We start from the raw sequence: 13,611 nt of genomic DNA, 5'->3' as shown, positions 1-13,611 counted from the left end.
CGCGGCCGGAGCTTCGGGCCGGTGCGCGGGAGTCAGTGTGACGAGGAGGGACCATGACCGTATTCATCCTGGTGGCCGGGGCGTTCACCGGACCGCACGTGTGGCGGGACACCGCCGCGCGACTGACTGCGGAAGGCGCCGAGGTCCATACCGTGGCGCTCACCGGACTCGGCGGGCCCCTCGCCGACGGGGGCGGGGCCGTCGACCTGGAGACCCACATCGCGGACGTGCTCGCGGTGATCGACTCGGTGATCGACGCGGCGGCGGAGCCCGGCAGGGCGATCGTGCTCGTCGGCCACGACTACGGCATCCACCCCGTGCTCGGTGCGGCCGACCGCCGGGCCCGGTCGATCGCCCGGATCGTGTACCTGGACTCGGGGATGCCGCAGGACGGCGTTCCCGCGGTGGCGGCCGTGCCCGACCAGCTCCTTCGCGAGGAGGTGGCGGAACGTGCCACAGGCAGCTGGGGCGGGGTGCCGGGAGGCGAACTGCCGCCACCGGCCAGGGACGAGTGGCCCCGCTGGGGAAGCACCGCGGGCCTCTCCGAGGCGGCGCTCGACGGGCTCACCGCCCTCGCGGCGCCGCAGCCGCTGGGCACACTGCTCCAGCCGCTGCGGCTGACCGGCGCCGTGGCCGAGGTGCCCGCGACGGGCGTGCTGTGCACCGCCAACGGGCCGGGCGTCGAGATGCTCCAGATCATGGTGGACGTCGGCACCCCCGCCCTCGCGGCGCTCGCCGAAGCGGGGGTGACCTTCTTCGAACTGCCCACGGGGCACTGGCCGATGCTCTCCTGCCCCGACGCGCTGGCCGGGGCCCTGACCGAGGCCGCGTCCGGCGGGGGACACCTGCTGACCCCCGCCGACGCGGGCCGCACCCCCGCCCATCTGCGGCCGTTCCTCCTCGACGTACCCGAGCGGCCACGCGAGCGGACCGGGAACACCGACCTCTACCTGCCGGACGGTCCGGGGCCGCACCCGGCCGTGATGTTTGTGCACGGCGGCCCGGTGCCCGCCGAGGCGAGGCCCACGCCCCGGGACTGGCCGACCCTGACGGGATACGCACGCCAGGTCGCCGGGCAGGGTGCCGTGGGCGTGACGCTCGACCACCGTCTGCATGCCGTCACCGACTACGAGCAGGCCGCCGCGGACGTGGCCGACGCGGTGGACCGGGTACGCGCCGATCCGCGCGTGGACGCGGACCGGGTCGCTCTGTGGTTCTTCTCGGGCGGGGGCCCGATCACGGCGGAGTGGCTGGCGGACCCGCCGGTGTGGCTGCGCTGCGTGGCCGCGAACTACCCGATCCTCGCGCCGCTGCCGGGCTGGGGGCTGACCGGCTCCCGCTTCCGCCCCGTCCGGGCACTGTCCCGTGCCGGTGATCTTCCCGTCGTCCTGGTCCGGGCGGGCCGGGAGAGCGCCGAGATCGCCGCGACCGTCGAGGAGTTCGTGACCGAGGCCGCCCGCTGCGGGGCGAACCTGGAGATCATCGACGTACCGGAGGGGCGGCACGGCTTCGAGACGCTCGACCCGACCGAGGGTGCGCGCGAGGCCGTGCACCGCGCGGTGGGCGAGGTGCTGGCCCGTCTGAAGGGGTGACCTGAAGGGGTGGCAGGCCGGGCCACGGCCTTCTCCGGGCCCCGGCGCCCGGCCTGCCACCCCCTGGTCGACGCGTCCGCGCGTTCGGCTACTCGATGACCAGCTCGACGTCGATGTTGCCCCGGGTGGCCTTGGAGTACGGGCAGTAGGCGTGGGTGGCCTCGACCAGCTTCCGGCCGGTCTCGCCCGCGAGGGAGTCCGGGAGCTCCACGCGCATGACGACCGAGAGCCCGAAGCCGTCGCCGTCCTTGCCGATGGAGACCTCGGCGGTCACGGAGGCGTCCTTGGTGTCGACCTTCAGCTCGCGGCCGACCGCGGCCATGGCACTGGCGAAGCAGGCCGCGTAGCCGGCGGCGAAGAGCTGCTCGGGGTTGGTGCCCTTGCCGTTGCCGCCGAGGGCCGGGGGCATGGCCAGCGGCAGGTCGAGCTGTCCGTCCGAGCTGACGGCACGGCCCTCACGGCCGTTGGCGGTGGCGGCGGCGGTGTACAACGCGTCCATGGGATGACCCTCCTCTGGAGCCCCGACCCGGCTGGTCGCGGCGACGTCCATAAAGATTGCACACAATTAAGTTGGACACAACTCAAGCGGGTGTTCGGCGGTACGCTGGTTCCATGACCACTGCTCCGAGCGCCTTGCCCGACCTCGCCGCCGTTCCCGACGCGGAGCTGCTGCGGCTGGACCACCAGGTGTGCTTCTCGCTGCACGCCGCCTCGCGGGCGTTCGGCGGCTACTACCGGCGGGCGCTGAAGGATCTCGGCCTCACCTACTCGCAGTACCTGGTGATGCTGGTCCTGTGGGAGCAGGGTCCGCAGGCGGTCAAGGCCATCGGGGAGCGCCTCCATCTGGACTCGGGGACCCTGTCGCCGCTGCTCAAGCGGCTGGAGAGTGCCGGCCTGGTCCGGCGTGAACGCAGCCGCGAGGACGAGCGCTCCGTCGTGATCGAGCTGACCGACGAGGGTGCGGGCCTGCGTGAGCGCGCCCTGTCCGTCCCTCGTGGCGTGCTCGCCGCCACCGGCCTGTCGCTGGAGGAGGTCCTCGGGCTGCAGGAGGTGCTGGGGCGGCTCACGGGTGCGCTGGGGGAAGCGGTCGACGCCGACTGAGCTGGGATCCGGCGCTTCTCAGCCCTTCTCTTCGGCGCCGCCGTCCTGGGCCAGTGCGTCGGCGATCCGTTCGGCGACGGCCCGTCGCATCTCGGAGGTGAGCTGCTGCGAGGTCAGGGAGTCGTACAGCCACAGGCCGTCGGCGGCGAGGCGGACGATGAACCGGTCGAGCGTGGCCGGGTCATCGCCGGCCGACGCCGGGGGCGGCGCCCACCGCTCGGTCACGGCCTCCCAGACGGCCGAGTGCGCCGCGTCCGTCGAGCCTTCGAGCATGAGCAGGAGTTCCGCGCGGGTGGCGCTCTGGATGGCGACCTGGGTGTAGGCGGCCAGCCGTTCGTCCCTGGTCGCCTCGGTCGCGGGCTTCCCCGCAGCCGCGACCAGATCGGCTTCCCATTGGTCGGCCAGGTGCTGGTGGATCGCGAGGACGAGATCGTCGCGCGAGGCGAAGTGGTAGAGGAGCCCGCCCTTCGTCAGCCCGGCCTCCGCGGCGACGGAGTCGAAGGTGACGCTCTTTACACCCTCCCGCTGGACGACCCGGGTGGCGGCTTCGAGGATCTGGCTTCGCTTGCTGGTTCGCATGGTTCGCTCCGATGGGGGTGGGTCAGTGGTGTGCGGGGCCGGAAAGCGCCGATCCGGGGCCGTGCCGACGCAGAAGGATGCCGGTCACGAGGGCGCCGACCGTGAGGGCGGCGGCCACCACGACCATCACGGCGAGGTAGGCGCCGTCGAACGCCTCGGACGCCGCCCTGATGAGAGCCGTATGCGCTCCCGCTCCTTCTCCCGCCAGTGCGAGCGCGCTGTCGAGGCTGTCGCGCGCCCGGTCGGACACCCCGGCCGGCAGGTCGATCGTCGCGGAGTACACAGCGGTCAGCAGGCTGCCGAGGAGGGCGACCGCGATCAGGCCGCCGAATTCGTACGAGACCTCCTCGACGGACGATGCCATACCCGCCCTCCGGGCCGGGACATTGCCCATGATCGCGCTGGAGGCGACGGACATGGCCGCGCCGAGGCCGCTGCCGGTGATGATCAGCCCGGTGACGAGCAGCCCCATGCTGGTGGAGAAGTTCATCAGGACCAGCACGGTACCGACGGCCCCCAGGGTCAGACCTCCGGTGATCAGGGGCAGCAGGCCGACCCTGTGGAGGACCGCACCCCCGAGCATGGCGGTGGGGAAGGCTCCGAGGGCGACTGCCGCGACGAGAAACCCGGCTCGCAGCGGAGTGAAGCCTTCCACGAGCTGGAAGCGCTGGGTGGTGACGAGCTGAATGCCGGAGATGGCGAACAGGGCGAACCCGGCGGCCAGTACCCCCGCAAGGAAGGCGCGGTTGCGGAAGATCGCGAAGTCCAGCAGGGGGTAGGTCAGTCGCCGCTGCCGCCGGGCGAAGGCCCATCCTCCGACTGCCGTCGCGAGGACGGCAGCCGCGATGACCGCGGGATCGGGATCGGACTTCGCGGTCTCCTTGATCGCCAGGACAAGACCGACCAGGGCGACGAGCGCCAGGAGCGAAGAGGCGAGATCCCACTGCTTGGAGGGGTCCGGGTCGTTCGGCGGGGCAAGGAGCGGCGTCGCGACGATCGCGGCGACGACCACGGGGACGTTGATGATGAAGACCGACCCCCACCAGAAGTGCTGCAACAGGATCCCGCTGATGATCGGGCCGAGGGCGCTGCCCACGACCGCCATGGTCCCCCAGACCGCGATGGCCATGTTGCGTTCGCGTTCGTCGTCGAACGTGACCCGGATCAGCGCGAGCGTGGCAGGCATCATCGCGGCCGCGCCGACGGCGAGGAAGGCGCGAGCGGCGATCAGAGCCTCCGGACTGGTGGAGAACGCCGCGACGAGCGAGGCCACGCCGAACACCGCCAGGCCGATCGCGAACATCCGCCGGTGCCCCACCCGGTCCCCCAGCGTGCCGCTGCCCAGCAGCAGACCGGCCATCACGACCGGATAGGCGTTGATGATCCAGAGGCCCTCGGAACTGCTCGCGCCGAGATCCTTCACCAGTGTCGGCAGGGCCGCGTACAGGATGGAGTTGTCCAGCGTGATCAGCAGGAGTCCTGCGCTCACGACTGTCAGGAGCAGCCAGCGCCGCCTCTTGCTGATGATCATTTTCCTGAGCCTCACTGTGGGAGTCGTCCCTTCCTTCGTAACTGTACCTTTCGAAAGGTACAGTTACGCAGCTGACGGACATGGGATGCTGTCCCGGTGGGGCGGTGACAAATAAAGCTGACGACAGTAGTTATGACAGTTATAGTTGTCGCATGGATGATGTGAAGGCGATCCCGACCCCTGACCAGAGCGACGAGGACTTCTGGGCCACGGTCCTCACCCCGGTGGACCCTGCCTGGAACGAGCCCGTTGACGACGACTCGTTCGTCATGGACGAGCAACTGCTCGCAGCGGTCCGGTCGCTGGCCGAGCGGATCTCGACGCGCGCGCTCGCCTACCGCACCGCCGGAAAACCCTTCGACGCCGCGCTCATGGCCGCGCCCGACGTGCAGCTGGCGATGCTCCGCTCGCTCTACGAAGCCAAGCAGTCCGTCGACCGGCTGGCCGAGAGTGCGGCCACCGTCGCCGGACGCGGCGGATGCAGCTACGCACAGCTCGGCGCGGCCTGGGGCGGCATCAAGCGCCAGTCGGCCCGCCTCAAGTGGCCCCACGCGGTACCCAAGAAGTCCGCCAGCGAGTCCATCCCGCTGCACTACGCGGGTGGCGACGCCGTGATCCACCACGACCCCGGCGCCGACGCCTGGTGGTACACCGCCACGGGCGCGGACCTGCGGGAGGACGAGTCGGAGGCCGTCCACAGCACGTCCGCCGAGGCCATCGCGCGGGCGACCGAGTTTCTCCTGACGCACGCCAGGCCCACGCCGCCCGCAACGACGTGACCGCTTGGCGGACAGGCCTCAGCCTCCGGCAGCCCCGCCAGTCCCCCGACGGAAGTCCCAGGCCTCGATGTCGCGGTAGTGGATCGGCCCAGGGCCGCGGCCGATGTTGCTCCCGACCAGGTGGAGACGCCCCGCCTCCCAGCCCCGGCCGGTGAACCCGGCGAGCGAGTCCGCGGCCTCGACCGTGTTCGCGTGGTCGCCCCGGCGGGACCGGGCCAGCGTCAGATGCGGCCGGAGCGGCCGGTCGGGGAAGGAGACGCCGCACTCCCTGACGAGGGTGCGTACGTCGACGGCGAGACGGTGCAGCCCTTCGAGGTCCCCCGTGACCCCGGCCCACAACACCCGCTCGTCGAAGTGCCCGCCGCCGTGCAGCGCCAGCCGCAACGGCCGTTGCCGGGCCGCGAGCCCGGCGAGCGGGGGCATCAGGGGCGGGACGGTGGCGACCGGAAGTTCCCCGAGGAACGCCAGCGTGATGTGCCAGTCCTCGATGCGGTTCCACCGCATGCGGGGGTAGGCGGCGTAGGCCGGACGCAGCACCTGCGCCAGCTCCTCCTTCGCGTCGTCGGGCGGGGCGAGCGCCAGGAACACGCGAGTCGTCAGGTCCCGGACACGGCCGTCCGCAGGGGGGCCGGTCACGGCTTCGAGCGGTTCGTTCACCTGCCGTACCGTACGTGCCGCCCACACCCCCGCCGCGACGCGGGGCCGACGACGGGCCCCGGCGCCCGCCGTGCGAGCGCCCCCGCGCGCCGGTCAGCCGAGGTGGTCCGTGCGCCCTTCGTCGCCCAGCTCGAACGCGTCCGTCGCCGTCGCCGTCGCCGTCGCCGTCGTCGCCGTCGTTGTTGTCGTGCGGAACCGGGCACGGTAGTGGGTGGGGGAGAGGCCCAGCGTCTGCTGGAACGCCCGGCGCATCGTCTCGGCCGATCCGAACCCCGCCTCGTCGGCCACCGCCTCGATGGGACCGGTGCCCGAGGTCAGGAGTGCCTGGGCGGCCTCCAGTCGTACGGACTCGATGTACTGGGCGGGGGAGAGCCCGGTCTCGCCGCGGAACAGCCGGCTCAGATGCCGGACCGAGACCTTGCCGAGCCGGGCGAGCGTGGCCGGGGTGTGGGCACCGCCCGGATCGGCGCTCACCGCGTCCATGGCCGCCCGTACGGCGGGATGCTCGGCCTCGCGCGGCCGCAGCCGGGCGCTGAACTGGGACTGGCCGCCCGGTCTGGCCATGAACACCACCAGCTCCCGCGCGGTGTCACGGGCCGGACCGGCGCCGTGGTCCTCCTCCACCAGGGCCAGCGCCAGGTCCATGCCCGCGGTGATACCCGCCGAGGTGATCACGTGTCCGTCGCGTACGAAGAGCGGATCGGACTCGACCGTCACCGCGGTGTAGGCGGTGGCCAGTTCACCGGCCAGCCGCCAGTGCGTCGCCGCTCTGCGACCGTTCAGGAGACCCGCCTCGGCCAGCACGAACGCACCCGCGCACACGGACGCCACCCGGCGGGACCGCCCGGCGAGATCCCGTACCCCGGACGTCAGCGCGTCGTCGTCCACCGCCCGCTGCCAGTCCCGGCGGCCCGGCACCAGCAGCGTCCCGAGCCGCCCCGGGAGACCGCCGAGAGTGCCGTCGACCCCCAGCCTGATCCCGCCGGAGGTCCGGACGTCCTGCCCGGTCACCGAGACGATCCGGACGTCGTAGTGGCCCCCGTGACCGTTGGCCGTGGTGAACACCTCCGCCGGGCCGGTGACGTCGAGGAGCTGAACCCCGTCGAACGCCACGACGGCTACCAGGTGGGGGCGGGCGGCGCCGCTCACTCGGGCCAGGGCGAGTCGAGAATGGTGCGGACGAAGTCGCCGCGTTCGAAGCCGGGGACGTAGTGCTCCAGGACATCGGCCTTGACGTTGCCGAACGTCGTCTCCGGTTTCGGGCGGACACCGTCGGTGAACGCCCCGAGGATGCGCCGTTTGAAGTCCGGCCGGGGATGGAGTGCGACGATCGCGGCCCGGTCGGCGGGGGAGAGATCCTCGTAACCGATGCCCAGCACGTCGTACTCCACCCCGGCGGTCACCAGGGCCACCTCGGGCTCCATGAACGACGGGATACCCGGCGTCGTGTGCAGGGCGATGGCGGTCCAGACCCGCCGCACACTGTCCTCCGGAACCCCGCGGGCCTGGAGGAAGCGGCGTGCCTCGTCCGCGCTGTCCACCTCGAAGCGCCGGCCGCTGGACCGGAACGACTCGCCGAGGCCGAGGTCGTGGAACAGCGCCCCCACATAGAGGAGTTCGGGGTCGAAGCTCAGGTCGCGGCGCCGCCCCTGAAGGGCTCCGAACCAGAAGACCCGGCACGAGTGGTGGTAGATCAGCTCACTCGTGGTGTCCCGCACCAGCTCGGCCGCCTCCCGGGCGAGCGTGGTGTCCGGCACTCGGACCCGGGCCGTGAGTGACACATGGTCGGTCGACGTCTCGGTGGTCATGAGTTCTCGACTCCCTTCCTGTTCCGCGCGGCCGGGGGACCCGACCCGCTCACCCCAGCCTGAGCTTCCGGCCCGGGGCGCGCCATGTCTCACGGGTCGGATATCCCACAGATCAGGACACGGCCTGCAAGACAGGACCAGGGCCAGGAGCAGGACCAGGACCAGGACCAGGCCCGGGACGGCTCAGGCCGTAGTCGCGTCGCCCCGTTCGGTGGAGGCCACGAGTTCCGCGGCATCCGGGCCGGCAGGCCGCTCGGCGCTCGCCACCGTACGGGCGGGACGCCGCGGCCCCCGGACCAGGACGTAGAGGAACAGGGCGGCCATCACGACGGTCCCCGCCCACATGGCGTTCTGCCAGCCGTCGACGAACGACTCCCGCCCGGCGCGGATCAGCTCCTGGGCGTAGGGGCCCGCGCCGTTCGCCGCCTCGACGGCGTTGGCGACCCCTCCGCGCGCGATGTCGGCCGGGCCCTCGGGGACCCCGGCGAGCCGGTCGTCGATGGCACCGCGATAGCCGGCGGACAGCAGCGCGCCGAGGAGGGCGACACCGAGAGCGGTGCCGAACTCCCGGGTCACGTCGTTCAGCGCGGACGCGACCCCCTGCCGCTCGCGCGGCAGCGCACCGGTGATGGCTTCGGTGGAGGGTGTCATCGCCAGGCCCATGCCGAGCCCCATCGCCAGCATGCCGGGAAGGACGGACAGATAGCCGCCGTCGACCGAGACGATCCCGGCCATGAGCGCGAGCCCCGCGCCCGCCAGCAGGATCCCCGTGGCCATGGTCGCGCGAGCGCCGATGCGCCCGGCGAGCTGCGGCGCGAGACCCGAGGCCGCCATCATCAGGACGGCCATGGGCATGAGAGCCAGCGTGGACAGCAGCCCGGACCAGCCGAGAACAGCCTGGAGGAACGGGAAGAGGACCACGAAGATGCCCGCCTGCACCCCGAAGACCACCAGCAGGGTGATCGAGCCCCCGGCCAGTGCGCGCTCGCCGAACAGCCGGACGTCCAGGAGCGCCCCCTCCCCGCGGCGCAGCTCCCAGGCCACGAAACCGGCGGCGGCGATCACCCCGACAAGAAGGGCGAGCAGCGTCACCGGAGCGGTCCAGCCGCGCTCCGGTGCTTCCTGCAGGACGAAGATGAGCCCGACCACCGCCACGACCGAGGCCAGCGCGCCACCGACGTCGAACCCGTGCCCGGACCTCTCGCGGGAGTCGGGAACGGACCGCAGCGTCATGACCAGAGCGACGGCACCGAGGACCAGCGGCAGGACGAACAGCCACCGCCAGCTCGCCACGTCGACGAGCGCGGCGGAGAGGAACATACCCAGAACGCCGCCGCCTCCCGCGACCCCGGTCCACACCCCGATCGCCCGGCCCCGCTCCTCCTCGGGGAAGGTCGAGGTGATCACGGCCAGGGTGATCGGCATGATCATGGCCGCGCCCACCCCGCTGAACAGCCGGGCGACGAGCATGACCTCCGCCGACGGCGCGAGCCCCGCCGCCGCACTGGCCAGACCGAAGACCACGAGACCGGCCACCAGCACGGGCTTGCGGCCCAGCCGGTCGCCGACCGCACCGAGCGGCAGCAGCAGGGCTGCCAGACCGAGGGTGTAGATGTTGATGATCCACAGAATCGTGCTCTGCGAGGCGTCGAAGGCGACGGCGAGGTCGGGCTGGGCGACATTGAGCCCCGAGACCGAGGCGATCACGGCCATCAGCGCGACGCACACGGTGATCAGGATGGTGCGCCGCTGCCGCGCGTCGGGCACGCCCTCACCGGACTCGCCCGGGACATCGTCCGGATCGACGCCCACCGGACCGTGCTGGTTCGTACTCATGGATTCCTCTTCCGCGCGAGCCCCCCTCTTCCGGGGCCGACCACGGACGACGCTAAGCGCGCCTTGCCTCAATGGCATACGCTCATGCCCATGACGCAAGAAGATGGTGAGCTGGACAGCCTGGTACGCAAACGGATCCGCGCCCTGCGCGTGGCCCAGGGCTGGTCCCTGGAAGAGCTGGCCGCCCGGGCGAAGGTCAGCCAGTCCACGCTCAGCCGCATCGAGAACGGCCGCCGCCGACTGGCCCTGGACCAGCTCGTCACGCTGGCCCGCGCCCTGGACACCTCGCTCGACCAGCTGGTCGAGACCGCGTCCGACGACATCATCTCCAGCCCGATGATCGACGGAGCCCACGGCCAGATGCGGTGGCCCATCAAGGCGGAGCCCGGCATGACGGTCATCCGCCAGCGCATGACCGAGCCGCCGCCCGACAACCCCGCGCGCCTGCGCGCGCATCCGGGCCGGGAATGGCTCGTCGTCCTGTCCGGCACCGCGATCCTGCTCCTGGGCAACCGGCGCCTGCGGATCGAGACGAACCAGGCGGCGGAGTTCCCCACGATGCTCCCGCACGCGATCGGCGCCGAGGGCGGTCCGTGCGAGCTGCTGGGCATCTTCGACCGGGACGCCCGACGCGGCCACCAGCGCGGAGAAGGCACGGAGAAGCGCGTAGAAGGCACGGAGAAGAACGGGCCCCGCCGATCACCGTGATCGGCGGGGCCCGCCCCGGCCCACGCGGTCGACATCCCGCGCGGGTCAGCCGCTCACGCGGGATCGACGCGGGAGACGACGCCGTTGCTGCCGAGCACGTACAGCTCGCCGTCACCGCCCTCCGCGAACGAGATGACCTCGCCGCCGCTGACGCCGAGGTCACCCACGCCGGTCACCTCGCCGTTCTCCAGCTGGAGCGTCCGCAGGGTGCCGTCGCAGTAGTCGCTGAACACATAGCTTCCCCGGAGGCCGGGGAGCGCGTCCCCGCGGTAGACGAATCCGCCGGTCACCGAGCAGCCGAGGCCCGTCCGGTCGTACTCGTACACCGGCGGGACATGGTTCGCGGGCTCCGTGCCGCCCCGGAAGGGATGCGTACCCTCCATGGAGGCCCAGCCGTAGTTCTCGCCGCCCTCGCTGTCCGCCGGGGCCCAGTCGATCTCCTCCCAGTCGCTCTGGCCGACATCGCCGATCAGCAGGTCACCCGTGCCCGCGTCGAAGGAGAACCGCCACGGATTGCGCAGCCCGTACGCCCAGATCTCGTCCTTCGCGTTCGCGTCGTCCACGAACGGGTTGTCCGCCGGGATGGCGTACGGTTCGCCGCCGCTCGGGTCGATCCGCAGCAGCTTGCCGAGCAGGGTGTCGAGCTTCTGCCCGTTGCCGTGCGGGTCGCCGCCCGAACCGCCGTCACCGAAGGCGATGTACAGGTAGCCGTCGGGGCCGAACTTGATGTCCCCGCCGTTGTGGTTCGCGTACGGCTGTGCCTGGGTGAGGACCGTTCGCCGTGTCTCCGGCTGGAGTTGGCCGCCCTCCACCGCGAACTCGTCGATCGTGCTGGTGCCTTCGAGGTCGGTGTACGAGATGTAGAAGTGCGCGAACGTTTCGTCGAACGCGATGCCCAGCAGGCCGCGTTCGCCGTCGGTGGTGGTCTCGTCGGAGATGTCGAGGACGGGCTCCCCGAGCCCCGAATCGTCCAAAATCCTTACGGTGCCCGCGCGTTCGGCGATCCATACCGTGTCGTCCGGCCCGGCCGCCCCGGCTGACGGCGCTTGGGCCCTGGCCACTTCGGTCAGGGAGGCGCTCACCTGCGAGACGGGGGCGTCGGCGGGCTCGTTCGCCGACGCCGTGGCCAGCGCCAGGGAAGTGACGAGGCAGAGTGTTCCGATGATCGCCGAGCTTCTGGTGCGAAATTTCACCGTGGCCTCCTGGAGGCGGCGAATGGGGGGAGTCACCCGGCTGCTCGTACGGAGATGAGTGGGGGTACGCACCGGCAGGCAACCTGGGTGGGGGATGGTGTGTCACCGGCTACGGGCGAGGATAGAGGGACGGGCGCGGCTTGGACTAGACCATCGTCACGGCATCTTCGGCCATGAACTGCTGACCGCCCCGTGCGTGGGAGCGCTCCAATCACGCCAACTGCCCTACCGCACAAGCTAATCAAGTCGCACGGCTTGACAGTCATCGAATGTCGCGCCACTTTGGGAGCGCTCCCACGCAGCGTTTCCCCCACCCGAACCCCTCACCTCCTGAGCGTCACGGACCCCCGAACCGTCCGTCGACACCCGCGACGGACGTACGAGAGGAGCACGGAGCCGCAATGAGAAGCAAAGGCACCACCACCCCGCACGCACCTCAGCACACCACCATCCCGCAGGCGTCCCGCCGAAGGACCGCCGCCGCGCTGTCCGCCCTGATCATGGGCGCATCGCTCGCCGTCGCCGTCCCCGGACAGGCGTCGGCCGCGGCCCGCGTCGACAACCCCTATGCCGGCGCCACCGCGTACGTGAACCCCGACTGGTCCGCCAAAGCCGCCGCGGAACCCGGCGGGGCTGCCATCGCGGACGAGCCGTCGTTCGTCTGGATGGACCGCATCGCCGCGATCGGCGGCACCCCCGGCGCACGAGGCTTACGAGCGCACCTCGACACGGCCGTGAGCCAGGGAGCCGACCTCTTCCAGGTCGTCATCTACAACCTGCCCGGCCGGGACTGCGCCGCACTCGCCTCCAACGGCGAACTCGGCCCCACCGAACTCGACCGCTACAAGAGCGACTACATCGACCCCATCGCCGACATCCTCGACGACCCCGCCTACGCCTCCCTGCGCATCGTCACGCTCATCGAACCGGACTCCCTGCCCAACCTCGTCACCAACGCCGGAGGCACGGCCGGTTCGACGCCCGAGTGCGCCACGATGAAGGCCAACGGCAACTATGAGAAGGGCATCGGGTACGCCCTGCACACGCTCGGGGCCATCCCCAACGTCTACAACTACGTCGACGCGGCCCACCACGGCTGGCTCGGCTGGGACTCCAACTTCATCCCCGCCGCACAGCAGTTCAAGAAGGCCGCGACGACGGAAGGCGCCACCGTCGCCGACGTGCACGGCTTCATCGTGAACACCGCCAACTACTCCGCGCTCGAAGAACCCCACTTCGCGGTGACCGACTCCGTGAACGGCACCACGGTGCGCCAGTCGCGCTGGATCGACTGGAACCACTACGTCGACGAGCTCTCGTTCGCCCAGGCTCTGCGCACCGAACTGATCCGCCAGGGCTTCGCCTCCGACCTCGGCATGCTCATCGACACCGCCCGCAACGGCTGGGGCGGCTCCGCCCGGCCCACCGGCCCCGGCCCGCAGACCAGCGCCGACGCCTACGTCGACGGCGGCCGGACCGACCGGCGCATCCACGCCGGCAACTGGTGCAACCAGAGCGGCGCGGGCATCGGCGAGCGCCCCACGACCGCACCCGAGCCCGGGATCGACGCCTACGTCTGGGCCAAGCCCCCGGGCGAGTCCGACGGCAGCAGCGAACCCATCGACAACGACGAGGGCAAGGGCTTCGACCGGATGTGTGACCCGACGTACACCGGCAACGGCCGCAACGGCTACAACCTCACCGGCGCCCTGCCCGACTCCCCGGTGGCCGGGCACTGGTTCTCCGGACAGTTCCAGGAACTGCTCCGCAACGCCCACCCGCCGCTCGACGGAGGCAGCGGCACCACGAGCTGAGGACACCCACGGG

At 71.5% G+C, this 13,611-nt stretch carries 12 protein-coding genes and 1 pseudogene; 5 read left to right on the top strand and 8 right to left on the bottom strand.

The genetic code is table 11. The features are described from left to right. The first annotated feature begins 53 nt into the window (after nt 1-53). Entirely contained in the window at nt 54-1,592 is a 1,539-nt protein-coding gene (locus IE140_RS34240; RefSeq protein ID WP_150193848.1) for an alpha/beta hydrolase, read from the top strand. A gap of 88 nt (nt 1,593-1,680) precedes the next feature. Here IE140_RS34240 and IE140_RS34235 read toward each other — a convergent pair whose 3' ends face one another. Continuing rightward, nucleotides 1,681-2,091 carry an Ohr family peroxiredoxin gene (locus tag IE140_RS34235; protein WP_032778042.1) on the bottom strand — a complete coding sequence of 137 codons (411 nt, stop codon included), beginning with the start codon at nt 2,089-2,091 and terminating at the stop codon, nt 1,681-1,683. Nucleotides 2,092-2,204: 113 nt separating this feature from the next. Here IE140_RS34235 and IE140_RS34230 point away from each other — a divergent pair, with 113 nt between their 5' ends. Next, nucleotides 2,205-2,693, top strand: coding sequence for a MarR family winged helix-turn-helix transcriptional regulator (locus tag IE140_RS34230; RefSeq protein WP_100560693.1), 489 nt, complete (start codon nt 2,205-2,207; stop codon nt 2,691-2,693). A gap of 18 nt (nt 2,694-2,711) precedes the next feature. Here IE140_RS34230 and IE140_RS34225 read toward each other — a convergent pair whose 3' ends face one another. Both IE140_RS34225 and IE140_RS34220 read right to left on the bottom strand, forming a co-directional pair. Then, nucleotides 2,712-3,272: a TetR/AcrR family transcriptional regulator gene (locus IE140_RS34225; RefSeq protein ID WP_093444582.1), complete on the bottom strand. Its 561-nt coding sequence runs from the start codon at nt 3,270-3,272 to the stop codon at nt 2,712-2,714. Between the two features lie 22 nt (nt 3,273-3,294). Further along, nucleotides 3,295-4,818 (bottom strand): MFS transporter, encoded by a 1,524-nt coding sequence (locus tag IE140_RS34220; protein WP_268252805.1) that lies wholly within the window; start codon nt 4,816-4,818, stop codon nt 3,295-3,297. Between the two features lie 137 nt (nt 4,819-4,955). Between IE140_RS34220 and IE140_RS34215 the strand changes: the two genes are divergently transcribed. Then, nucleotides 4,956-5,582 (top strand): hypothetical protein, encoded by a 627-nt coding sequence (locus IE140_RS34215; protein WP_150193846.1) that lies wholly within the window; start codon nt 4,956-4,958, stop codon nt 5,580-5,582. 18 nt (nt 5,583-5,600) lie between these two features. Here IE140_RS34215 and thpR read toward each other — a convergent pair whose 3' ends face one another. From thpR to IE140_RS34195, 4 genes are all read right to left on the bottom strand, one after another. Beyond that, entirely contained in the window at nt 5,601-6,239 is a 639-nt protein-coding gene (thpR, locus tag IE140_RS34210; RefSeq protein WP_150193844.1) for an RNA 2',3'-cyclic phosphodiesterase, read from the bottom strand. 93 nt (nt 6,240-6,332) lie between these two features. After that, the gene (locus tag IE140_RS34205; RefSeq protein ID WP_189461019.1) at nt 6,333-7,388 is read right to left on the bottom strand and encodes a GlxA family transcriptional regulator; all 1,056 of its coding nucleotides are present in this window, start codon (nt 7,386-7,388) and stop codon (nt 6,333-6,335) included. Then, the gene (locus tag IE140_RS34200; protein ID WP_150193842.1) at nt 7,385-8,047 is read right to left on the bottom strand and encodes an HD domain-containing protein; all 663 of its coding nucleotides are present in this window, start codon (nt 8,045-8,047) and stop codon (nt 7,385-7,387) included. Before IE140_RS34200 ends, IE140_RS34205 begins: the two co-directional genes overlap by 4 nt. Before the next feature lie 183 nt (nt 8,048-8,230). After that, on the bottom strand, nt 8,231-9,883 hold the full coding sequence (locus tag IE140_RS34195) for an MFS transporter (RefSeq protein ID WP_150193840.1): 1,653 nt from the start codon (nt 9,881-9,883) through the stop codon (nt 8,231-8,233). 90 nt (nt 9,884-9,973) lie between these two features. Between IE140_RS34195 and IE140_RS34190 the strand changes: the two genes are divergently transcribed. Continuing rightward, complete coding sequence (locus tag IE140_RS34190) at nt 9,974-10,591, top strand: helix-turn-helix domain-containing protein (protein ID WP_093444650.1); 618 nt, start codon at nt 9,974-9,976, stop codon at nt 10,589-10,591. A gap of 53 nt (nt 10,592-10,644) precedes the next feature. Here IE140_RS34190 and IE140_RS34185 read toward each other — a convergent pair whose 3' ends face one another. Then, nucleotides 10,645-11,784, bottom strand: coding sequence for a PQQ-dependent sugar dehydrogenase (locus tag IE140_RS34185; protein WP_150193838.1), 1,140 nt, complete (start codon nt 11,782-11,784; stop codon nt 10,645-10,647). A gap of 401 nt (nt 11,785-12,185) precedes the next feature. On the opposite strand from IE140_RS34185, the pseudogene IE140_RS34180 reads away from it, so the two are divergent. Then, nucleotides 12,186-13,580, top strand: a pseudogene (locus IE140_RS34180) (glycoside hydrolase family 6 protein); the annotation flags it as partial. Nucleotides 13,581-13,611 lie beyond the last annotated feature (31 nt).

The organism is Streptomyces parvus (assembly GCF_014648875.1).
In the GTDB taxonomy this organism is placed as follows: Bacteria; Actinomycetota; Actinomycetes; order Streptomycetales; family Streptomycetaceae; genus Streptomyces; species Streptomyces parvus.
Note: the sequence above shows the minus strand (reverse complement) of the source record. Positions and strands in the feature narration are given on the sequence as shown.